The following is a 20449-nucleotide window of genomic DNA, read 5'->3' on the forward strand; positions in this document are numbered from 1 at the left end:
GGGGCCCCGGACCGGGACGAAGGCAGCGGCATGGCGCCGCTGCCGACGCGGGAGCAGCTTCGCCGCTTCCTGCGTGAGGCGCCGGGCGATGTCGGCAAGAGCGACATCGTCCGTCACTTCGGCCTCTCGGTAGAACAACGCCCGGCACTGCGCGAGTTGCTGCGGCAACTGGAGGCGGAGGGTGTCGTCGCCCGCTCCGGCCGCCGCCGCGCGCGGGACGCGCAGAAGCTGCCGGAGATCGCGGTGGTCGAGGTCTTCGGCATCGACCCCGATGGCGACCCGCTGGCCCGTCCGGTGGACTGGGAAGGCCAGGGCCGCCCCCCGCTGGTCTATATGCGCCCGGAACGCCCGGGGCAGCCGGCCCTGGCGCCGGGGGAGCGCGTGCTGGCCCGGCTGCGCCCGATGGGCGGCGACAAATACGATGGCCGCACCTTCAAGCGCCTGGGCGGCGGCGGACCCGTGCGGGTTCTCGGCATCGTTCAGGGCAACCGGCTGGTGCCGGTCGACAAGCGCCAGAAATCCGAATGGTCGATCCCCGCCGGTGAGGATGGCGGGGCCGATGCGGACGAGCTGGTGCTGGCCGAGCCTATCACTCATTTCGGCGCCGGGCTGCGGCCCGTGCGCGTGGTGGAGCGGCTGGGGCGGATGGATTCGCCCCGTGCCGTCTCACTGATCTGCATCCACCAGCACGGCATTCCCGATACCTTCCCCTCCCAGGCGCTGGCCGAGGCCGAGGCCGCGGGTCCGGTGGACCTGCAGGGGCGGGAGGATCTGCGGGCCCTCCCCCTCGTCACCATCGATGGCGAGGATGCGCGGGATTTCGACGACGCTGTCTGGGCAGAAGCACAGGGCAGCGGCTGGCGCGTCATCGTCGCCATCGCCGATGTCGCGCATTACGTGCGCGCCGGCAATGCGCTGGACGACGAGGCGCGGCTGCGCGGCAACAGCGTCTACTTCCCCGACCGCGTCGTACCGATGCTGCCGGAGGCAATCTCCAACGGATGGTGTAGCCTGAAGCCCGGCGAGAACCGTGGCTGCCTGTTCGTTGAGATGCAGATCGACGCGGGCGGCTACAAGACCGCGCATCGCTTCGGCCGCGGGCTCATGCGCTCCGCCGCGCGGCTGACCTATGAACAGGTGCAGGAAGCCCGTGCGCGCGGCGAGATGCCGGAGATCCTGTCGCCGCTCTTCGGTGCCTATGAGGCCTTGCTGGCAGCGCGGGAGCAGCGCGGCACGCTGGATCTCGACCTGCCCGAGCGCCGCGTCATGCTGGACGAGGACGGTCAGGTGCAGGACGTGGTGCCCCGTGCCCGGCTCGACTCGCATCGCCTGATCGAGGAATTCATGGTCGCCGCGAATGTCTGCGCGGCGGAGACGCTGGAGACGACAGGCCAGCCCTGCATGTACCGCGTGCATGACCGGCCATCGGACGAGAAGCTGGAGGGGTTGCGCCAGTTCCTCGACAGTTTCGACCTGGATCTGCCTGCCGCCGGCGAGCTGCGCCCCCGCCATTTCGCCGAGCTGCTGGAGCGCACCAAGGATCTACCGGAAGCGCGGCTGATCCATGAGGCGGTGCTGCGTGGACAGTCACAGGCTGAATACAGCCCCGAGAATATCGGCCATTTCGGCCTGGCGCTGCCACGCTATGCCCATTTCACCAGCCCGATCCGCCGCTATGCCGATCTGCTGGTGCATCGTGCGCTGATCGCCGGTTTGAAGCTGGGGCCGGAGACTATTCCGCAGGCCGGCAGCGCCGAATTCGCCGCCCTCGGCGAGCGGATCACCCGCGCCGAGCGCCGAGCGGCGGCGGCCGAGCGTGATGCGGTGGACCGGTATCTGACCGGCTTTATGGCGACACGCACTGGCAGCATATTCGCTGCGCGCATTTCGGGGGTGACACGGTTCGGTCTCTTCGTCACCGTGGAGGAGAATGGCGCGAGCGGAATCGTGCCATTATCATCCCTGCCGGACGATCGATGGATTTACGAGGAGGCCGAACGCCGGCTCTCCGGCCGCAACACGCGGCTGGCTTTCAGCCTGGGACAGGCCGTCGAGGCCCGTCTGGCCGAGGCAGCGCCGCTGACCGGCGGCCTGGTCTTCCACATCCTTCAGGGCGTGCCGCCACGCGGCGCGAGGAAGCGGTAGCGGCCCGGCCGCGCCTGACCCGCCGCCTGGCCTTGCGGCTGGCCATGGCGCTTCTGCTGACCCTGCTGGCGGCGCCCGGCCGGGCGCAGGAAGCCGCCTTTCCCCGTCCAGCCGTGCTGCCGGTGCTGCAACAGGCCTTCGAGGCCATCATCGAACGCCATCTGGAAACCGCCGCACCCGGCGACATGGCCTTGTGGTCGCTGCGCGGCCTGGGCGCGGTGGATACCCGCCTCAGCACCGAGGCGCGGGGCGGGATGATCCGGCTGACGATCGACGATCAGTTGCTGGCCGAGCTGCCGGTGCCGCCTTCCCTGCCCCCCGAACCACCGGCCGGCCGGGGCAGGCAGGCCGACCAGGGCGAGATCCTGGCGGCGACACTGACGCGTTTCTATGCCGCTGCCTGGGCCGCCTCGCCCCTGTTGCAACGCGCCGGTGTGGAGCGGGTGCTCCAGGCAGGCTTCGATGAGCTGTTCAACCATCTCGACCCGTACAGCCGCTACGTGACCTCCCAGGAGGCCTTGCAGGCGCGGGAACGGCGTGTGGGCCAGTCCTCGCTCGGCCTGCGGCTGGCCGCGGGCCGGCGCGGCAGTGTCGTCATCGCGGCCCTGATCCTGGACGGCCCGGCGGCCCAGGCCGGGCTGCGGGAGGGCGACCAGCTACTCTCCATCGACGGCTACACCGTCTCCGCCCGGCGGATCCTGGATGCCGCTGAGTTGCTGGAGGGCCTCCCCGGCAGCGACGTGACGCTGGTATTGCGCCGGGGTGGGCAGCGCTTCTCCGTCACGCTACTGCGGAGCACGCGGGCGGCTGCGACCGTGCGGGCGGAGCAGCAGGGCGGCATCCTCTGGCTTCGGCTCTCCGCTTTCTCCTCCAACACCAGCGAGGCGCTGACGGAGGCACTGAACAACGCCTTCGCCTCCCCGCAGCCGCCGGTCGGCATCGTGCTGGACCTGCGTGGCAACCGCGGCGGCATCCTCTCCCAGGCCATCAGCGCGGCCGATGCCTTCCTGATCAACGGCCCGGTGGCCAGCAGCCTGGGCCGCCACGCCGCTTCGGTGCGCTCCTGGAACGCCGCTGGCACCGACCTCGCGCAGGACCGGCCGGTGGTGGTGCTGGTCGATGGCCGCACGGCCTCCTCGGCCGAGATCGTGGCGTCGGCGCTATCGGACCGGAGCCGCGCCGTGGTGGTCGGCAGCTCAACCCTGGGCAAGGGCCTGATCCAGGTCGTCGTCCCCCTCCCCAATGGGGCGGAGGTGCTGATCTCCTGGTCGCGTGTGCTGGCGCCACTGGGCTGGCCCGTGCAGGGCCTGGGCGTGCAGCCGGACATCTGCACCAGCCTGGGGCTGGAGGCGGCACGGAGTGAGCTGGCGCAACTCGGCGCCGGCCAGGCGCCCCGCCAGGTGGTGCTGGCCCGGCTGCGCGCCGCGCGGGCGCCGGTGCCGGCCAGCGAAGTCGCCGCTCTGCGCGCCACCTGCCCCCCGGCGGAGGAGCGGGAACTGGATTCGGAGGTGGCGAAGGCGCTGATCGAGCATCCGCGACTCTATCTCACAGCGCTATCGCGCTGAAAAATCGGGTTCGATGCCAGGATGTGCTTGACTGCTGCGGCCAGCGGGGTAGTTTCCGCGACCTCATGGTACCCGGGAATGCGGTTCCGTATCGCCCGGCCTAGAGCAGCGCAGACCGCGTCGCAAGACCGACCCCCCCGCCGGGGCGACCACGGAAGATAGTCATGGCCAAGTCCAATACCATCCTGATCAAGCTCGTCAGCACCGCCGACACCGGGTACTTCTACGTGACGAAGAAGAACACTCGCTCGACGACGAACAAGCTGGAGTTCAAGAAGTACGACCCCGTCGCGCGCAAGCACGTCGTCTTCCGCGAAGGCAAGATCAAGTAAGCACGCCGCCCGCCCCAGGGCGGACAGGATCGTGCCGGAGAAAGGCCATACCCCCGAGGGTATGGCCTTTTCCGCGTGGATAGGCGGCTGCGTCAGACCACCCCGGCGCTGCGGCGGCGCCAATCCTCCTGCCGGGCAAGCTCCACACGGTTCCGGCCATTGGCTTTGGCGCGGTAGAGCGCGGCATCGGCGGCCGAGGTCAGGTCATCCGGCGTATCCCCGGGCCGGCTGATCGCCACCCCGATGCTGGCGGTGATCTCAAGGCTGTTCTGCGGTTCCAGCCGCACAGGGCTTTCCAGCAGGCAGCCACGAAGCCGCTCAGCCACCTGCAACGCCTCTTCCTCGCCGGCGCCGGCCATGGCGACGACAAATTCCTCGCCCCCGAAACGGGCCATCACATCCACGGCCCGCAGATGCTGGCGCATGCGCTGCGTCACATCCTGCAGCACCCGGTCGCCGGCCGCATGGCCATAGGTGTCGTTGACCGTCTTGAAGCGGTCGACATCCAGCATCAGCAGGGCCACGCTGCCGGCACGCAGCAGCCCTTCCAGATGCCGGGTGATATAGCGGCGGTTGCGGAGGCCCGTCAGCCCGTCCGTCACAGCCAGTTCCAGCGACTGGGTCAGCTCAGACTGCAGTCGTTCCTGGTAGCGCTTGCGGCGGATCTGGTTGCGGGCCCGCGCCCGCAACTCATTCGGGTCCACCGGACGCAGCACATGTTCATTGGCACCCAGGTCGAAGCCGCGCAGGACCAGGTCCCGCTGATCGGCGTCGGCAATCAGCAGCACCGGAAGATCGCGTGTGGCGGCCTGGGCCCGCAGGCGGGATGCCAGTCGCAACCCGGTGCCGCCATCCAGTGAGAGGCTGAGCAGAGCCAGATCGAAGGAGCCCTCCGCCAGCATGGTCCAGGCGGCCGCGGAATCGGGGGCAAGACGGATATTGATGCCGTCTCCGGACAATACGCTGGCCAGCAGTTCCGCCTCGTTGACATCCTCCGTCGCCAGCAGCGCCTCAGCTCCCACCAGACTGGCCGAAGGCTGCGGCTGTGGCGTGAAGCCAAGGTCCCGCGCCGTCTCGGCCCGTAGGCGGAAGGCGTCGAGCACCTGCTTCACACGGAGCAGGGCCCGCAGCCGGGCGAAGAGGGCCTCGTGGTCAACCGGCTTGGACAGAAAGTCGTCGGCCCCGGCCTCCAGCCCCCGTACGCGCTCGGCCGGGTCGACCAGGGCGGTGATCATGACCACCGGGATATGCGCGGTATCGGGATTGGCCTTCAGGCGGCGGCAGACTTCGTAGCCGTCCATGCCGGGCATCATGACGTCCAGCAGGATGACGTCCGGCATCCAGTCGGCCGCACGCGCCAGTGCCTCCGGCCCGGAGGAGGCCAACATGACCTCGTAATATTCGGCGTTCAGCCGTGCTTCCAGCAGACGCAGGTTAGCGGCGATATCGTCCACCACCAGGATACGCGCAGTCATGCCGCCGGCTCCTCCGCCGAAGGAAGTCGACGGGGGACCGGAAGTCCCCCACCAAGCAGGTCACAGGGCAGCCACTCCCCCCCGTGTCCGGACGAGGATAGCGGCGCGGCGGATGGGACCGCCAGCGGCAAGCTGAGTTCGACCTGCCAACAATGTTTGGCAGCATCCGGCCTCCGCGACTAGTATCCGCAGCCTTCGGACTAGGGCTTAACGGGGTTGGAACTGCGTTTTCCCGAAAAGCTGCTCGCGCTCCGCTTCACTCATCGGCCCTTGCCGCTGACTCTCCGACAGGACGGCCACGCCACGCTGCACCGCCGGGCGGGCTTCGATCACATCGTGCCAGCGCTTGACCGCGGGATAATCGGCCAGATCGATGCCCCGGCGGTCCGGGTTGCGGACCCAGGGGAAGGTCGCGATGTCCGCGATCGAATACTCGTCGCCGGCCAGGTATGGACTCTCGGACAGGCGCTTCTCCAGCACGCGGTGCAGGCGCTTCACCTCATTGCCATAGCGCTCGATGGCATAGGGAATCTTCTCCGGCGCATAGGCCGCGAAGTGGTTGTACTGGCCGAACATCGGCCCCACGCCGCCCATCTGGAACATCAGCCATTGCAGGCAGGCGTAGCGTGCCTCGGGGTTCGCCGGGATCAGTCGGCCCGCCTTCTCGGCGAGGTAGATCAGGATCGCGCCGCTCTCGAAAAGCTGCAGGCGCTGGCCTCCCGGCCCCGCCGGGTCAACAATGGCGGGGATACGATGATTGGGCGTGATGGCCAGGAACTCCGGCCTGAACTGCTCGCCCTTGCCGATATCCACCGGCACGACGCGGTAGGGGAGCCCCAGTTCCTCCAGCGCGATATGCACCTTGTGGCCGTTCGGGGTCGGCCAGCTCCAAACCTCGATAGTCATGCTCCACCTCCATCTGCTCCGAAAGCAGATGGTATCGGCGGCCCCCGCTGCAAGCCGGATCTACCGGCCGGCGATGTCCGAGACGAAGCCGGACATCACCATCCCCAGGACAAGGTCCAACAGGACGAAGCCGGCCGCCCGGGCGCCGCTGATCTGCAGCGCCAGCGCCGTCGCGAACCACTGCAGCCACAGCGCATAGCCCAGCCCGGCCAGTTCCATGCCCTGCACCAGCCAACCCGGCAGGCCAAGGCCGGCCAGCAGGGCCAGCAGAAGGATCACGCCGTACTGCACGAAGCTGGCCCAGTTCCAGGCGGCCAGGAAGCGCGGCCAGAGTGCCCCACGGCCTGCCGCAAGCGCCATGGGCAGCGAGGCCAGGGCATAGCCGGCCCACCCCACCGTGAAGCCGCAAAGCTCCGCCAGCAGGCCACGGCTGGAGAGCGGCACGTCGCTCAGCACGACGCGCAGCAACAGGAAAATGGGCAGGCAGAACACTGCCGCCCAGAAGGAGCGGCCGGCACCCGCGGCCGAAAGCGGCATCAGCATGATGCCTTCCGCCCGGCCGCGCGCCAGCATCAGCGCGCCGCGCAGGCCGGCCCGCAACTCGGCACGTTGCACCGCGCTGGGCAGGGGCGGGATCAGGCGGAAACCTGCGCTGGCAACAGCGCCGAGATAACGGCGGCATAGAGGCGGGCGAGCGAGCGCAGTTCCTCCACCCCCGTCGATTCATCGGCCTTGTGCATGGTGGTGCCCACGGCGCCCAGTTCGGCGACTGGGCAGTAACTGGCTATGAAGCGGGCATCCGAGGTGCCGCCGCCGGTATCCAGCACCGGCTCGATCCCCGCCACCCGCCGGGTCGCCGCCTGCAGGGCCGCGACGAAGTCGCCAGGTTGCGTCAGGAAGGATTCGCCGGAGCAGGAAACATCCAGCTCGTAGCGAGCCCCCTCGCCTTCCAGCACGTCGCGGATGCGCTGCGTCAGGGAAGCACTGCTATGCAGGTCGTTGAAGCGGATGTTCAGCCGCGCCCGCGCCACCGGCGGGATGACGTTGGTGGCGGGGTTGCCGACATCGAAGCTGGTAACCTGCAACGTCGAGGGCTCGAACCATTGGCTGCCCTGGTCCAGCGGCTCGGCCGTCAGGCTGTGCAGGACGCGCACGAGGCGATGGATCGGATTGTCGGCGCGCTGCGGATAAGCGCTGTGGCCCTGCACGCCGTGCAGCGCGATGGCGACATTCATGCTGCCGCGCCGGCCGATCTTGATGGTATCGCCCAGCCGCGCCTTGCTGGTCGGCTCGCCCACGATGCACATATCCGGCACCTGGCCATTCGCCTGCATCCACTCCAGCACCCGCACGGTGCCGTCGGTGGCCGGGCCTTCCTCATCGCCGGTGATCAGCAGGGAGAGGCTGCCGGGCAGGTCCCGCGGCAGCGAGGCGACGGCGGCGATCCAGGCGGCGATGCCACCCTTCATGTCCACCGCGCCACGGCCATAGACGATTCCGTCCCGCACCTCCGCCCCAAAGGGATCGGCGGTCCAGCCGCTGACGTCGCCCGGCGGCACGACGTCGGTATGGCCGGCGAAGCAGAGATGCGGGGCCTGCGTCCCGCGGCGCGCGAAGAGATTCTCGGTCTCGCCGAAACGCAGGCGGGTGCAGGTGAAGCCGAGCGGCTCCAATGCCGCCTCCAGCACCGCCATGGCTCCCGCATCGGCGGGGGTCACGCTCGGGCAGCGAATGAGGTCCTGGAGGAGCGGCAAAGGGTCCATGCGAAGGATCAGTCCCGCAGCAGTTCGTTGATGCTGGTCTTGCTGCGGGTCTGCGCGTCCACCCGCTTCACGATCACCGCGCAATAGAGGCTGGGGCCCGGCGTGCCGTCCGGCAGCGGCTTGCCCGGCAGGCTGCCCGGCACCACCACGGAATAGGGCGGCACATGGCCGATGAAGACCTCACCCGTCGCGCGGTCGACGATCCTGGTGGAGGCGCCAAGGAAGACGCCCATGGAGAGCACGCTGCCCTCGCCCACGATCACGCCCTCGGCCACCTCGGAGCGGGCACCGACGAAGCAGTTGTCACCGATGACGACCGGGTTGGCCTGCAGCGGCTCCAGCACGCCGCCAATGCCGGCGCCGCCGGAGATGTGGCAGTTCTTGCCGATCTGGGCGCAGGAACCGATGGTGGCCCAGGTATCGACCATCGTGTTCTCGTCGACGAAGGCGCCGAGATTCACGAAGGACGGCATCAGCACCACGCCCTTCGCGATATAGGCGGAGCGGCGCACCACGGCACCCGGCACGGCGCGGAAGCCGGCTTCCTTGAAGCGGTTCTCGCCCCAGTCCTTGAACTTCAGCGGAACCTTGTCATAGGCACCGAGGCCGACATCCATCGGCGCGCTGTCTTCCAGGCGGAAGGACAGCAGAACAGCCTGCTTCAGCCACTGGTTAACTTTCCAGCCACCCTGCCCGTCAGGCTCCGCCACGCGGGCCTTGCCGGAATCCAGCAGTTCCAGCGCCGCCTCGATCGCCTCACGGTCCGCGCCCTGGGTCGCGGGAGAGATCTCGGCGCGGCGAGCCCAGAGGCCCTCGATGGTGGAGGAGAGGCTGGCGAGGTCCATGCGAATGCATCCCGGTCGGCGAAGCTGAAAAAAGCGGTTCGCGCCGGTATCGGGTCGGGCCGGGCCGCTGTCAACAACGGCCCGGCCGAACGTCACGGACGGATCAGCGTGCCCGCCCCGCCCTCGGTGAAGAGTTCGATCAGCACGGCATGCGGCACGCGTCCATCGACGATGACTGCCCCCTTCACGCCCTTCTCGATGGCATAGATGCAGGTCTCGATCTTCGGGATCATGCCGCCCGAGATCCAGCCGGCGGCGATTCCGGCCCGCGCCTCGGCCACCGTCATCTCCGGGATCAGCTTCTTATCGGCATCCAGCACGCCGGCGACATCCGTCAGCATCAGCAGGCGGGAGGCGCTCAGCGCGCCGGCGATGGCGCCGGCCGCCGTATCGGCATTGATGTTGTAGGTCTGGCCATCCGCGCCCACGCCCACGGGGGCCACCACCGGCACAATCTGCGCGCCGATCAGCAACTCCAGCACATGCGGGTCCACCGTATCCGGCTCCCCCACGAAGCCGAGGTCCAGCACCTTCTCGACATTGTCGGCCGGGTCGCGCCACATGCGCTCCAGCTTGCGGGCGCGGATCAGGCCGCCATCCTTGCCGGAAATGCCCACAGCGATGGCGCCGGCGCGGGTGATGCAGTCCGCCACCTGCTTGTTGACGGTGCCGCTGAGTACCATCTCCACCACATCAACGGCCTCGGCATCGGTGACGCGCAAGCCGTTGATGAAGGTGGACTGGACGTTCAGCCGCTTCAGCATGGCGTTGATCTGCGGTCCGCCGCCATGCACGACCACGGGGTTCACGCCCACCTGCTCCAGCAGGGCGATATCGCGGCCGAAGCGGTTGGCCGCCTCCTCCTCGCCCATCGCGTGGCCGCCGTATTTCACGACGATGGTCTGGTCGTCGTATCGCTTCAGTAACGGCAATGCCTGGGCGAGGAGTTCCATCTGGCTGCGCGCTTCTTCGGTCATGACGGTTCCTTCGCCGGCGGGGCCTTGTCCGCGCCGCGTCTAAGATGCGCGGGGCGAAGGGTCAAGGGATGCCCTCAGGCGGCCAGCGCCGCCAGTTCCGCCCGCAGCTCCGGGATACCGAGCCCGGTCTCGCTGCTGGTGGTGATCACCAGCGGATGCGCGGCGGTGTATTTCTTCACCAGTGCCTGCGCGTCCTCCTGCCGCTTCTCCAGTTGCGCGGGCTTCACGTCATCAGCCTTGGTCAGCACGATCTGGAAGGTCACGGCGGCCTCGGTCAGCAGCTTCATGGCGGCGTGATCCGAGGCCTTGGTCTCGATACGCGAGTCCAGCAGCAACACGACGCGACGCAGATTCGGACGGCCGCGGAGGAAGTTGAACATCAACCCCTGCCAGTCCTCCTTCACGCTCTTGGCGGCCTGGGCGTAGCCGTAGCCAGGCATGTCCACCAGCACCAGCCGGTCGCCGAGGTTGAAGAAGTTCAGCTGCTTGGTGCGGCCTGGCGTGTGCGAGACACGCGCCAGGCTGTTCTGCCCCGTCAGAGCATTGGTGAGGGAGGATTTGCCGACATTGGAGCGGCCGCAGAAAGCCACTTCCGGCAGCCCGGGGTCGGGCAGCTGATCGATTTTCTGCGCCGCATAGAAGAAGGTGCAGGGGCGGCAAAAGAGCAGCCGCCCTGCCTCCAGCACCGCCGCGCGCTCTTCCTCGTCCCTCACCTCGGCCAGACCGGTCACATCCGCACTCCTTACCGCTTCGCCTTGGCCAGCTTGATGGCCTGGGCGCGTTCCCGCCGCTCATGGCGCCCGATCCAGGCCTGCTGCGCCACGGAGAGCAGGTTGTTCCAGGACCAGTAGATCACCAGGCCCGCCGGGAAGGAGGCCAGCATGAAGGTGAAGATCACCGGCATCCAGGCGAAGATCTTGGCCTGGATCGGGTCCGGCGGCGTCGGGTTCATCTTCTGCTGCAGGAACATGGTGACGCCCATGATGATCGCCCAGACCGGCATGTGCAGCATGGCCGGCGGATCCCAGGGAATCGTCCCGAAGAGCGTGAAGAGGTTGGTCGGGTCCGGCGCCGAAAGGTCATGGATCCAGCCGAAGAACGGCGCGTGCCGCATTTCGATGGTGACGAACAGCACCTTGTAGAGGGCGAAGAAGACCGGGATCTGGATCAGGATGGGCAGACAGCCAGAGGCGGGATTCACCTTCTCCGTCTTGTACAGCGCCATCATCTCCGCCTGGGCCTTGGCCGGGTCGTCCTTGTACCGCTCACGCACCTCCGTCATCTTCGGAGCCAGCATCTTCATGCGCTCCATCGACTTGTAGGCCTTGCTGGCAAGCGGGAAGAACACCGCCTTCAGGAACACCGTGAAGACCAGAATGGCGATGCCGAAGTTACCGAACTGCCGGTACAGCCAGTCCAGCGCGTAGAAGAACGGCTTGGTCAGGAAGTAGAACATGCCGAAATCGATCGCTTTGTCGAAATCGGTGATGTGCAGGTCGTCCTGGTAGCGATCCAGCAGATGCACTTCCTTGGCGCCCGCGAAGACGCGGGTACCCAGCGAGCCGGTCGCGCCAGCGGCCACCTGCTGCGCAGCGGGCGGCGCGAAGTCCACCTGCCAACGGTCCTGCCAGCCATCCGGCACATGACGCCAGGAAGCGCTCATCGGCTGCGCGGCGTCGATCGGGTTGATGGCGGTCAGCCAGTACTTGTCCGTGAAGCCGGCCCAACCACCATTGGTCTGCCGCTCCATCACCACGCCCCGCTGCTCGGGGCCGGTGTCCTTGGCGCTCTTGTAGGTGGTCTCATACAGGCGGCCATCCAGCACGCCCACGAAGCCTTCATGCAGGATGTAGAAGCCGGACACCTGCGGCGTCGTCTCGCGGCGGATCCGCGTCCAGGGCAGCACGGAAACCGCCTCGGCACCGTTGTTCACCAGCCGCTGATCGACTGTGAACATGTAGTTCTCGTCCAGGCCCAGCACGATCTGGAAGATCTGCCCCTGGCCATTGTCCCAGGACAGCGTCACCGGCTTGCCCGGCGCCAGAGGCCCGCCCTCGGCGGTCCAGTCCGACTCGTTGTCCGGCACGCGGGTGCGGCCATCGGCGGCCGTCCAGCCCCACTGTGCGTAATATGGCTCCGCCTCGTCCCGCGTCGCGAAGAGGCGAACGTTCGGCGAGAGCTTGCTGGTGGTCTCGTGATAGTCCTTCAGGATCAGGTCATCGAGCCGCGCGCCGCGCAGGCTGAGGCTGCCGGCCACGCGCGGGCTTTCGATCTTCAGCCGCTCCGCCGGGGGCCGATTGGCCGCGGCGGCCTGGGCTGCAGCGGCCGTGCCTGGGGCGGCCGGCGCTACCGTCGGGGTATCTGCGCCCGGCGTGGTCTGCTGACTGGCGACAGCCGGCGCCGGATCAGGCGTCGGGGTCGTCTCACGCTTCCACAGCTCGAAGCCCAGGACGATGAGGATCGAGAGCGCGATCGCCGCGAAAAGTCGCTTCTGGTCCATCGGGGTGGTGCCATCAGGCCTTCTGGTGGGCCGCCGTCGAAGCCGGCGGGCAATTCGGTTCCGCTTCCGTCTTCCCCGGGCCAGGGGTCGGAAGCGGTACGGGGTCGTATCCCCCAGGATGCCAGGGATGGCAACGGAGCAAGCGCCGCGCGGTAAGCCAGGAGCCCTGCGCGGCGCCGTGAATGTCCAGCGCCTCGATCGCATAGGCGCTGCAATGCGGGTAGAAGCGGCAATGGCTGCCGATGACCCCTCGCAGCGTCAGCTGGTAGGTGCGCACCGCGCCCTTCAGCACCAGCACCGCCGGGCGCCAACCCTTGGGCCTGCTGCCCGCCAGCCGCTTCACGGCGTGACGCCGAGCTGCTTCAACAGCCCGCGCAGGTCGCCCAGCAACTGGCGAAAGGGACGATCGCCGGTGGCGTCGCGCCCGATCATCACGAGGTCCCAGCCCGCCGGCGCTTCCGCACCCAGCATCAGCCGCGCGGCCTCGCGCAGCCGCCGCTTGGCGCGGTTCCGCGCCACGGCGTTGCCCAGCTTCTTGGTCGCGGTGAAGCCCACGCGAAGAGGCCCCGGCGCGCCCGGCAGAGCCTGCAGAACCAGGCCCGGCCGTGCCGCGCGGTTGCCTTTGCCGGCGACGCGCAGGAATTCGCGCCGCCGCTTCAGTCGAGGCGGTGAGGCCAATGGCTGCTCTCCCGCTCCGCCCGGAGTCTCAGGCGGAAAGCTTCTTCCGGCCCTTGGCGCGGCGGTTGCTCAGAACCTTGCGGCCGCCCACAGTCTCCATGCGGGTGCGGAAACCGTGCCGGCGCTTCCGGACGAGCTTCGAGGGCTGATACGTACGCTTCACGAGCGTTACTCCGTCAAAAAATCAGATCCAGGACCGTGCCGACCCGGATCGTGCCGGCGCGCCACAGCAAAACCGGACCGCCCCCCGAAGGGCCGCCCGGTGAAGGAGGGGACGTATAGGAAGGGGGGCGGCGCCGCGTCAACCGCCGTAACCATCCGGTACCCGCCAAGGCCATGATTTCTACGCTTTAGGCTCAGGAATCGCTCCGACGGCGGTGGCCTTGCACCCCAACTGGGCGGCATAAACCCGTCCCCCTTGTCCCGGAAGGAGCGCAGACTCGCATGGCTGAACAGAAGGCAACCTGGGACGTGGCGATCATCGGGGGTGGCGGCGCCGGGCTCGCGGTGGCCGCGGCCTGCCTCGAATCTGGCCAGCGGGTGGTGCTGTTCGAGCGTGACGCCCCAGGAGGAAGCCTGCGCCAGGACCTCGCGACGGAAGCCCTGCTGGCCGCCGCGCGGGGGGCCGCCCTCAGCGGCCGTGTGCCCGCCATGCCACGGCAAGCCGAAGCCGCGGGCGGAGACCTTCTCGCCCCCTTCCGCGCGCGCGGACTGGAAGTCGTGCCCGCCAGCGCACATTTCATCGCCCCCGACCGGCTGGAAGCCGCCGGTCGCAGCTATCCTTTCCGCAATGCCGTCATCGCCGCTGGCCGCGCGCCCCTGGTGCCCGACCTCTACGGTTTGGCCGCCGTGCCCTGGCTGACGCCCGAGAGCCTGCCGGTTCTGGAAGAATCCCCGGAGCACCTGCTGATCCTGGGCGGCGAGGCCGAGGCGGTGGAGATCGCCCAGGCGCATGCCCTGCTGGGGCGCCGCGTCAGCCTCGTGACGCCCGAGCCGAATATCCTGCCAGGCCAGGAGCTGGAACTGGTGGTGCCGCTGCGCGAGGCGCTGCGCCGGGCGGGCGTGACGCTGCATGAGAATGCCGCCGTGCTGACGGTGGAGCATGCGGGCGCCGGCGTGGCACTGCTGCTGGAGGGCGGCGCGCGGCTGGAGGGCTCCCACCTGGTACTGGCCATGGGCCATGCGCCCCGCCTCGCGCCGCTCGATCTTCCGGCCGGCCAGGTGGAAGCCACGGCGCGGGGGGTGACGGTGCGGGAGGATCTGCGCAGCACCACCAACCGCCGTGTCTGGGCCGCGGGCTGGGCCGCCGATACCGGGCTGCCCGCCGCAGCGGCGGGCCAGCACGCGGCGGTGGTGGCCGACGGCATGCTGCGCGGCCTGCGTGCCCGGTTGAGCCAGGTGGCGCCGCCCCGGCTGGTGCGCAGCCTGCCCGCCCTGGCGCAGCTTAGCATGACAGAAGCCGAGGCCCGCGCCGCCGGCCACGACCCCCAGTTGCTTCGGGTGCCGCTGCCCGATGGCCTCTTCGGCCTCGAGCAGGCCAAGCTGGTGGCCGACCGTCAGGGCCGGCTGCTCGGAGCCGCCGTGCTGGCGGAACGCGCAGGCGAGGTCGCGGCCCTGCTGGCCCTGGCCGCCGACCAGGGGCTGACGGGCGCCGAGATCGCCGCCCTGCCGCTGCCGCACGGCACCCTGGCAGCCAGTATCGCCCGCGCGGCGGGCAACCTGCGGGGGACGGAATTCCCCTCCCCGCCGATGCGGCGCATCCTCGGCGTGCTGGATCGTTGGAAATAGGATTCGGAGCGGATCATGGAACAGACCCTCAGCGGCCGCACGGCGGTCATCACGGGCTCCACCAGCGGCATCGGCCTGGGCATCGCCACGATGATGGCCGCTGCCGGGGCCAGGGTGATGCTGAACGGCTTCGGCAAGCCGGAGGATATCGCCGCCGCCAGGCGCGCCGTGGCCGAGGCGGGCGACGGAACCGAGCCGCACCACTCCGCCGCCGACCTCTCCAAGCCCGCCGAGGTGCGGGCCATGCTCGCGGAGGCCGCCAGCGTGCTGGGCCAGGTGGATATCCTGGTGAACAATGCCGGCATCCAGTTCACCAGCCCGGTCGAGGATTTCCCGGAGGAGAAGTGGGATGCGGTCATCGCCATCAACCTCTCCGCCGTCTTCCACGCCACCAAGGCGGTGATCCCCGGCATGAAGCAGCGGAACTGGGGGCGGATCATCAATATCGCCTCCGCCCACGGGCTGGTCGCCTCGCCGGAGAAGGTGGCCTATGTCGCCGCCAAGCACGGCGTGGTCGGCATGACCAAGGTGACGGCGGTGGAGCTGGCGCAGACCGGCGTCACCTGCAACGCTATCTGCCCGGGCTTCGTCCGCACCCCGCTGGCCGAGGTGCAGGTGGGCGCCATCGCCAAGGCGAAGGGTATTTCCGAGGAAGCTGCCCTGAAGGACCACCTCCTGGCCAAGCAGCCGAGCAAGCGCTGGGTGGAGGTGCCGGAAGTGGCTCGCATGGCGCTCTACCTCTGCGGTCCTGACACCGGCAGCCTGACCGGCGCCGCGCTCTCCCTGGACGGGGGCTGGGTCGCCTCCTGATGCCGGCGAATCCCGGCTGGAACCCTGAGCAATATCTTCGCTTTGCCGATGAGCGGCTGCAGCCCGTCATCGACCTGATCGCCCGCATCTCCCACCACGGCCCGCGCCGGGTGGTGGATCTAGGCTGCGGCGCAGGTAATGCGCTCCAGCTGCTGTCCCTCCGCTTTCCAGGCGCGGAGGTGACGGGGGTGGATGGCTCGGCCGAGATGCTCGGCAAGGCGGCCCGAAGTGGCTACCGCACGGAGCAGGCGGATATCGCCACCTGGCGGCCGGAGGAGCCGGTCGACGTCATCTTCTCCAATGCCGCCCTGCACTGGCTGCCGGAACACGAGACGCTCTTCCCTCATCTGCTCTCCCTGCTCTCGCCCGGCGGTGTGCTGGCCGTGCAGATGCCGGCCATGGACCGGATGCCGTTGCGACAACTGCAATATGAGGTGGCGCGGCACGGCCCCTGGGCCGATGCGCTGAAAGGCGTCAGTTCAGCGCGCGGACTGCTGCCGATCCAGGACTACTACAGAATGCTCCGCCCACGCTCAGTAGGGCTGGAATTGTGGTTCACGGAATATGTGCACGTCCTGAAGGGGCCCGACCCTGTGGTGCAGTGGGCCATGGGCAGTAGCTTACGGCCTTTTCTTGATGTCCTGCCGGAAGAGATGAAGCCGGACTTCCTGGCCGCCTATGCTGAGGCGCTGCGCCCGCATTACCCGCCACTGGAAGATGGCACGGTACTTTTGCCTTTTCGCCGGTTCTTTGTCCTGGCTTCCATATAGCCTTGATAAATCCTATTAAATAGCTGTTTTTAAAGCTTTAACGTCCAGATCAGATAGGCCCGCCCGTCCGGCCGGACGCCGACGATGGCTAGCTGCCGGAAGCGGCGGGCCAGGGCCACTGCCAGCCGCCGGTCGGCGGCGAAGAAGAGTTGCTCCTCCCGCCACCTTGCCGCTGAGGCCCGCTTTGGCTGGCTATGGGCGGATACCGAAGGCCAATGACGGGCTGCCCGCACCAGCCGCGCCTGAGCCTGCCGGTTGCGGCGCAGGCTCCAGGCCCGCGCCATGGGATTCCAGGCACTGATGAAAGCCCCGTGCCGCGCGCCCAGCCGCCGCAGAAGAGCCGCCAGCTCCGGGGAACGGCGGCCGATACGCGCCACCTGCCCTTCCGCGGTGACATAGCTGGTCTCATGAAAGGCGCGGGAGAGGCTTCCACTCATGCAGGAAGATGCAGCAGCAGGCCCTTGAGATAGGCGCTTTCCGGCAGCAGCGGATGCACGGGGTGGTCCATGCCCGCGCCGGTGGTTGCCAGCAGCCGCGCGGGGCGTCGGGTACGCGCCACGCCCTGGGCGACCGCATCGGTGAAGTCCCCGGGCGAGACATGGTGGGAGCAGGAGGCCATGAATAGGTAGCCTCCGGGCGCCACCAGCTGCGCCGCCAGGCGTGCAAGCCTGGAATAGCCGCGCATCGCCGCTGGATGATCCTTGCGGGCCTTGGCGAAGGCCGGTGGGTCAGCCACAACGATATCAAAGCTCTGCCCGGCTTTGATCATGTTTTCCATGACCTCCATGGCATCGCCGCGGCGCGCGGAGACCGTCTCGCCAAAGCCATGGCGGCGCGCGGTTTCCATGGCCAGGGCCAGGGCGTGCTCGCTGCGGTCCAGCAGCGTCACCTGCCTCGCGCCGGCCTGCGCCGACAGCAGGCCGAAGCCGCCGGTATGGCAGAAGGCATCCAGCATGGTGGCACCACTGGCCAGCGCCGCCACATGCGCCCGATTGTCGCGCTGGTCGAAGAACCAGCCGGTCTTCTGGCCGGAGAGCAGGTCGATGGAGAAATCCAGCCCGCCCTCCCGCACCCGCGCCGTGGCATCCTCGCCGTGGAGCAGGCCACTTTCTTCTTTCAGCCCCTCCAGCCCCCGCACGGCGGAATCGTTACGGGCGACGATGACACGGGGGTCGATCAGTTCCCGTAGCGCGGCCACCAGCAGCGGGGTGGCGCGGTCCATGCCTGCGGTATTCGCCTGCAGGGCCAGTGCATCCCCATAGCGGTCGATCACCAGCCCCGGCAAGCCATCGGCCTCGGCATGCACAAGGCGATAGAAAGGCGCTCCGACCAGCCGGTCCCGCAGGGCCATGCATTCGCCGAGCCGGGCGCGGAAATAGGCGGCGCCCAGCACCATGCCTGGATCGGCCGAGAGCCGGCGGGCGGCGATCAGGCTATGCGGATTGAACAACCAGGTGCCGTGCTTCACCCCGTCATCCCCCTCCAGCCGCACCGGGGTGCCCGGAGGCAGCGCGCGGGCGGCGGCGGTCATGGCGATCTCATTGGAGAAGGCCCAGGGGTGGCCGGCCTTGACCCGCCGGTCACGCCCGGACATCAGGCGCAGGACCGGGCGGGAAGCCACATCGTCAAGGGGTTGTGGTTCGGTGCTCATACGGCCGGCTATGCCGCCTGCCGCGTCCGGCCGCCAGGGCCGGACGAGCAGCGAAAGCAAATCCACCTTTTTCTTTCATGATTAGTCCAGGTAGCCCGGCTCCTGCTTCGCCAGGATGCGCTTAATGCTTTCCAGGTGCAGGCGGGCACTTTCTTTGTCACCGGATCGCATCTGCTCATAGGTGCGGCGCGCCACATCCTCCGGCACAGGCTTCAACTGCCGCCCGGTCGCCATGGCCAGCCGCTGCGCCTCCGCCGCGCGCTCAAGGTAATAGAGGTCGTCCCAGGCTTCGGCGATGCTGGGGCCGACCACCATCACGCCATGATTCCGCATGAAGACGATATCGGCCTCGCCCATGGCGGCGGCGATTCGGTCGCCCTCGGCCTCGTCCAGCGCCAGCCCGTTGTAGTCGTCGTCCACGGCGGTCCGGCCATAGAATTTCAGGGCAGTCTGCCCGGCCCAGACCAGGGGCGGCCCCTCCAGCATGGAGAGCGCGGTGGCATTGGGCATGTGCGTGTGGAAGGCGGCGGCAGCGCGCGGGTGCTTCATGTGCAGCCGGGCGTGGATGTAGAAGGCCGTCGCCTCCGGGATGCCCTCGCCCGCCACGACATGGCCATTGAAGTCGCAGACCAGCAGGCGGGATGCTGTGACCTCCGAGAAGGCCCAGCCATAGGGGTTCACCAGGAACAGGTCGTCCCGCCCGGGCACCATTGCCGAGAGATGGTTGCAGATCCCTTCATGCAGCCCGAGGCGCGAGGCCATGCGGAAGCAGGCGGCCAGATCCACCCGCGCCTGCCGCACCGCGGCGCTGTCCAGCTCGGAGTTGCGGAGGATGACGGGAGCAGAGGTCTGCAAGGCATGGGCCATCGGATTATCCCTTCGGGTGCTGAAGGAAGTGCAGCAAAGCCCGGCGCCCCAGGCAAGCACCTCCGGCCGAAACTCTGGCCGGGGTCCGGCGGTTCCTGCCATGCTGCGTTGCAGCAAATTTTCCAAAGCATAAGGACGGCCATGCTCCCGCCCCGCCTAAGCCTAGCCGAACTGAGCCGTCACCGGAAAGGCTGGCGCCGCCTGCTGGGCGCCGATACGCCGAAACCCCCGCGCCCCCGCACCCGGCTGCGTGAGATGCGGGACTTCCAGCCCAATCCTGGGGCCCTGCGCATGTTCCACTACGTGCCAGCCGAGCTTCCGGCGGGGGCGCCGCTTGTCGTCGTGCTGCATGGCTGCGGGCAGAACGCCCCGCTTTACGACCATGGCACCGGCTGGTCTGTCCTGGCCGCCCGGCACCGCTTCGCCCTGCTCTGCCCGGAGCAGCAGCCGGCCAACAACGCCCGGCTCTGCTTCAACTGGTTTCGGCCGGAGGACGTGGCCCGTGAGGGCGGTGAACTGGAATCCATCCTCGCCATGATCGACTGGATGCAGCGGCGCCATCGCCTGGACCCGGCGCGCATGCATGTCACCGGGCTTTCCGCGGGCGGTGCCATGGCGGCGGCCCTGCTGAGCGTGGCCCCGGAACGCTTCGCCGCCGGCGCCGTCATCGCCGGCCTTCCCTTCGGCGCCGCCCGCAGCGGCGGGGAGGCACTGCATGCCATGTTCCACGCACGCCGGCGCCGCGCGGCGGACTGGGCGGGGCTGGCCAGGGCCGCCGCGGGGCGCGACGGTCCCTGGCCGCGCATCGCCATCTGGCAAGGCGACGCGGATGAGACCGTCGTCCCCGGCAATGCCCTGGAACTGGAGAAGCAGTGGACGGCCCTGCACGGGCTGGAAGGCACGGCGCCGGAGTTGGATACGGCCGATGGCCACCCCCGGCGGCGCTGGCGTGACGCCGGGGGGCGGGTGGTGGTGGAAAGCCTCCGCATCGCCGGGCTGGAGCATGGCACGCCCATCGCGGCGCCGCGTGGCGCCGAAGGAGGGCATGGCGGCATGCGGCTGGGCTCGGCCTCGGCCCATGTGCTGGATGTCGGCGTTTCCTCCACCTGGCGCATCGCGCAGTCCTGGGGGCTGATCCGCCCCTCAAGGCCCGGCACGGTGCGGCCCCAGCCACCCAAGTCGCCGGCCGTGGCGCGCAAGCCGCGCAGGGCGCGCGCCAGGACGGCACCGGCCCTGGGCCTTGGCTGGCAATTAGCCATGGCCTCGGTCGCCTCCCTGGGCCGGATGCTCCGCCGTAGGCGATAAGCCCCTGCCGCGCCCGCACTGGCCGAAGGGCAGGACCTGCCGCAGAATGTCCGGACGATCCCCTCTGCAGGA

Annotated in this window: 21 protein-coding genes; 7 read left to right on the top strand and 14 right to left on the bottom strand. The window is 68.8% G+C overall.

The genetic code is table 11. From position 1 onward, the window contains the following. Positions 1-30 precede the first annotated feature (30 nt). The 3 genes from rnr (at position 31) to rpmG (ending at position 4042) form a co-directional block, all read left to right on the top strand. Positions 31-2145 (top strand): ribonuclease R, encoded by a 2115-nt coding sequence (rnr, locus tag IAI58_RS11710; protein ID WP_207447540.1) that lies wholly within the window; start codon positions 31-33, stop codon positions 2143-2145. 44 nt (positions 2146-2189) lie between these two features. After that, on the top strand, positions 2190-3710 hold the full coding sequence (locus IAI58_RS11715; protein ID WP_207447542.1) for a S41 family peptidase: 1521 nt from the start codon (positions 2190-2192) through the stop codon (positions 3708-3710). A gap of 164 nt (positions 3711-3874) precedes the next feature. Further along, a complete protein-coding gene (gene rpmG, locus IAI58_RS11720; protein ID WP_207447543.1) occupies positions 3875-4042 on the top strand; it encodes a 50S ribosomal protein L33 in 168 nt (55 codons plus the stop codon). 92 nt (positions 4043-4134) lie between these two features. Here rpmG and IAI58_RS11725 read toward each other — a convergent pair whose 3' ends face one another. The 11 genes from IAI58_RS11725 to rpmH all read right to left on the bottom strand — a co-directional run bounded on the left by IAI58_RS11725 (position 4135) and on the right by rpmH (position 13349). Continuing rightward, positions 4135-5517 (bottom strand): PleD family two-component system response regulator, encoded by a 1383-nt coding sequence (locus tag IAI58_RS11725; RefSeq protein WP_207447544.1) that lies wholly within the window; start codon positions 5515-5517, stop codon positions 4135-4137. A 207-nt stretch (positions 5518-5724) separates the two neighbouring features. Continuing rightward, a complete protein-coding gene (locus tag IAI58_RS11730) occupies positions 5725-6423 on the bottom strand; it encodes a glutathione S-transferase family protein (RefSeq protein WP_207447545.1) in 699 nt (232 codons plus the stop codon). A gap of 60 nt (positions 6424-6483) precedes the next feature. Further along, entirely contained in the window at positions 6484-7038 is a 555-nt protein-coding gene (locus tag IAI58_RS11735) for a hypothetical protein (RefSeq protein ID WP_207447546.1), read from the bottom strand. A gap of 20 nt (positions 7039-7058) precedes the next feature. Continuing rightward, a complete protein-coding gene (gene dapE / locus IAI58_RS11740; protein WP_207447547.1) occupies positions 7059-8186 on the bottom strand; it encodes a succinyl-diaminopimelate desuccinylase in 1128 nt (375 codons plus the stop codon). 8 nt (positions 8187-8194) lie between these two features. Continuing rightward, complete coding sequence (gene dapD / locus IAI58_RS11745; RefSeq protein WP_207447548.1) at positions 8195-9031, bottom strand: 2,3,4,5-tetrahydropyridine-2,6-dicarboxylate N-succinyltransferase; 837 nt, start codon at positions 9029-9031, stop codon at positions 8195-8197. Between the two features lie 92 nt (positions 9032-9123). Next, a complete protein-coding gene (gene argB, locus IAI58_RS11750) occupies positions 9124-10008 on the bottom strand; it encodes an acetylglutamate kinase (RefSeq protein WP_207447549.1) in 885 nt (294 codons plus the stop codon). Positions 10009-10082: 74 nt separating this feature from the next. Next, the gene (yihA, locus tag IAI58_RS11755) at positions 10083-10739 is read right to left on the bottom strand and encodes a ribosome biogenesis GTP-binding protein YihA/YsxC (RefSeq protein WP_207447551.1); all 657 of its coding nucleotides are present in this window, start codon (positions 10737-10739) and stop codon (positions 10083-10085) included. A gap of 11 nt (positions 10740-10750) precedes the next feature. Then, complete coding sequence (gene yidC / locus IAI58_RS11760; RefSeq protein ID WP_207447553.1) at positions 10751-12508, bottom strand: membrane protein insertase YidC; 1758 nt, start codon at positions 12506-12508, stop codon at positions 10751-10753. Positions 12509-12521: 13 nt separating this feature from the next. Beyond that, positions 12522-12842: a membrane protein insertion efficiency factor YidD gene (gene yidD / locus IAI58_RS11765; protein WP_408906203.1), complete on the bottom strand. Its 321-nt coding sequence runs from the start codon at positions 12840-12842 to the stop codon at positions 12522-12524. A 5-nt stretch (positions 12843-12847) separates the two neighbouring features. Continuing rightward, complete coding sequence (rnpA, locus tag IAI58_RS11770) at positions 12848-13186, bottom strand: ribonuclease P protein component (RefSeq protein WP_207447555.1); 339 nt, start codon at positions 13184-13186, stop codon at positions 12848-12850. 28 nt (positions 13187-13214) lie between these two features. Further along, complete coding sequence (rpmH, locus tag IAI58_RS11775; protein ID WP_207447557.1) at positions 13215-13349, bottom strand: 50S ribosomal protein L34; 135 nt, start codon at positions 13347-13349, stop codon at positions 13215-13217. 281 nt (positions 13350-13630) lie between these two features. Between rpmH and IAI58_RS11780 the strand changes: the two genes are divergently transcribed. Genes IAI58_RS11780 through IAI58_RS11790 form a run of 3 tightly spaced genes read left to right on the top strand, consistent with a single transcriptional unit; the run spans position 13631 to position 16554 of the window. Further along, on the top strand, positions 13631-14974 hold the full coding sequence (locus tag IAI58_RS11780; protein ID WP_207447559.1) for an FAD-dependent oxidoreductase: 1344 nt from the start codon (positions 13631-13633) through the stop codon (positions 14972-14974). Positions 14975-14989: 15 nt separating this feature from the next. Further along, positions 14990-15784 (top strand): 3-hydroxybutyrate dehydrogenase, encoded by a 795-nt coding sequence (locus tag IAI58_RS11785; RefSeq protein WP_207447561.1) that lies wholly within the window; start codon positions 14990-14992, stop codon positions 15782-15784. After that, on the top strand, positions 15784-16554 hold the full coding sequence (locus tag IAI58_RS11790) for a methyltransferase domain-containing protein (RefSeq protein WP_207447563.1): 771 nt from the start codon (positions 15784-15786) through the stop codon (positions 16552-16554). The genes IAI58_RS11785 and IAI58_RS11790 overlap by 1 nt, the downstream gene beginning before the upstream one ends. 29 nt (positions 16555-16583) lie before the next feature. Here the strand turns inward: IAI58_RS11790 and IAI58_RS11795 are convergent, their stop codons facing one another. From IAI58_RS11795 to IAI58_RS11805, 3 genes are all read right to left on the bottom strand, one after another. Beyond that, positions 16584-16991 (bottom strand): DUF3293 domain-containing protein, encoded by a 408-nt coding sequence (locus IAI58_RS11795; protein ID WP_207447565.1) that lies wholly within the window; start codon positions 16989-16991, stop codon positions 16584-16586. After that, entirely contained in the window at positions 16988-18205 is a 1218-nt protein-coding gene (locus tag IAI58_RS11800) for a class I SAM-dependent rRNA methyltransferase (protein ID WP_207447567.1), read from the bottom strand. Before IAI58_RS11800 ends, IAI58_RS11795 begins: the two co-directional genes overlap by 4 nt. Before the next feature lie 81 nt (positions 18206-18286). Next, positions 18287-19072, bottom strand: coding sequence for an aldolase (locus IAI58_RS11805; protein WP_207447569.1), 786 nt, complete (start codon positions 19070-19072; stop codon positions 18287-18289). 141 nt (positions 19073-19213) lie between these two features. On the opposite strand from IAI58_RS11805, the gene IAI58_RS11810 reads away from it, so the two are divergent. Next, positions 19214-20377: an extracellular catalytic domain type 1 short-chain-length polyhydroxyalkanoate depolymerase gene (locus IAI58_RS11810; protein ID WP_207447571.1), complete on the top strand. Its 1164-nt coding sequence runs from the start codon at positions 19214-19216 to the stop codon at positions 20375-20377. Positions 20378-20449: the final 72 nt, after the last annotated feature.

Source organism: Roseomonas marmotae, assembly GCF_017654485.1.
GTDB lineage: Bacteria > Pseudomonadota > Alphaproteobacteria > Acetobacterales > Acetobacteraceae > Pseudoroseomonas > Pseudoroseomonas marmotae.

What these genes read in the sequence shown, in the direction of transcription:
- rnr (WP_207447540.1), top strand. Translation starts at nt 31, where the DNA reads ATGGCGCCGCTGCCGACGCGGGAGCAGCTTCGCCGCTTCCTGCGTGAG.
- IAI58_RS11715 (WP_207447542.1), top strand. Translation starts at nt 2,190, where the DNA reads ATGGCGCTTCTGCTGACCCTGCTGGCGGCGCCCGGCCGGGCGCAGGAA.
- rpmG (WP_207447543.1), top strand. Translation starts at nt 3,875, where the DNA reads ATGGCCAAGTCCAATACCATCCTGATCAAGCTCGTCAGCACCGCCGAC.
- IAI58_RS11725 (WP_207447544.1), bottom strand. Translation starts at nt 5,517, where the DNA reads ATGACTGCGCGTATCCTGGTGGTGGACGATATCGCCGCTAACCTGCGT.
- IAI58_RS11730 (WP_207447545.1), bottom strand. Translation starts at nt 6,423, where the DNA reads ATGACTATCGAGGTTTGGAGCTGGCCGACCCCGAACGGCCACAAGGTG.
- dapE (WP_207447547.1), bottom strand. Translation starts at nt 8,186, where the DNA reads ATGGACCCTTTGCCGCTCCTCCAGGACCTCATTCGCTGCCCGAGCGTG.
- dapD (WP_207447548.1), bottom strand. Translation starts at nt 9,031, where the DNA reads ATGGACCTCGCCAGCCTCTCCTCCACCATCGAGGGCCTCTGGGCTCGC.
- argB (WP_207447549.1), bottom strand. Translation starts at nt 10,008, where the DNA reads ATGACCGAAGAAGCGCGCAGCCAGATGGAACTCCTCGCCCAGGCATTG.
- yidC (WP_207447553.1), bottom strand. Translation starts at nt 12,508, where the DNA reads ATGGACCAGAAGCGACTTTTCGCGGCGATCGCGCTCTCGATCCTCATC.
- IAI58_RS11780 (WP_207447559.1), top strand. Translation starts at nt 13,631, where the DNA reads ATGGCTGAACAGAAGGCAACCTGGGACGTGGCGATCATCGGGGGTGGC.
- IAI58_RS11785 (WP_207447561.1), top strand. Translation starts at nt 14,990, where the DNA reads ATGGAACAGACCCTCAGCGGCCGCACGGCGGTCATCACGGGCTCCACC.
- IAI58_RS11790 (WP_207447563.1), top strand. Translation starts at nt 15,784, where the DNA reads ATGCCGGCGAATCCCGGCTGGAACCCTGAGCAATATCTTCGCTTTGCC.
- IAI58_RS11795 (WP_207447565.1), bottom strand. Translation starts at nt 16,991, where the DNA reads ATGAGTGGAAGCCTCTCCCGCGCCTTTCATGAGACCAGCTATGTCACC.
- IAI58_RS11800 (WP_207447567.1), bottom strand. Translation starts at nt 18,205, where the DNA reads ATGAGCACCGAACCACAACCCCTTGACGATGTGGCTTCCCGCCCGGTC.
- IAI58_RS11805 (WP_207447569.1), bottom strand. Translation starts at nt 19,072, where the DNA reads ATGGCCCATGCCTTGCAGACCTCTGCTCCCGTCATCCTCCGCAACTCC.
- IAI58_RS11810 (WP_207447571.1), top strand. Translation starts at nt 19,214, where the DNA reads ATGCTCCCGCCCCGCCTAAGCCTAGCCGAACTGAGCCGTCACCGGAAA.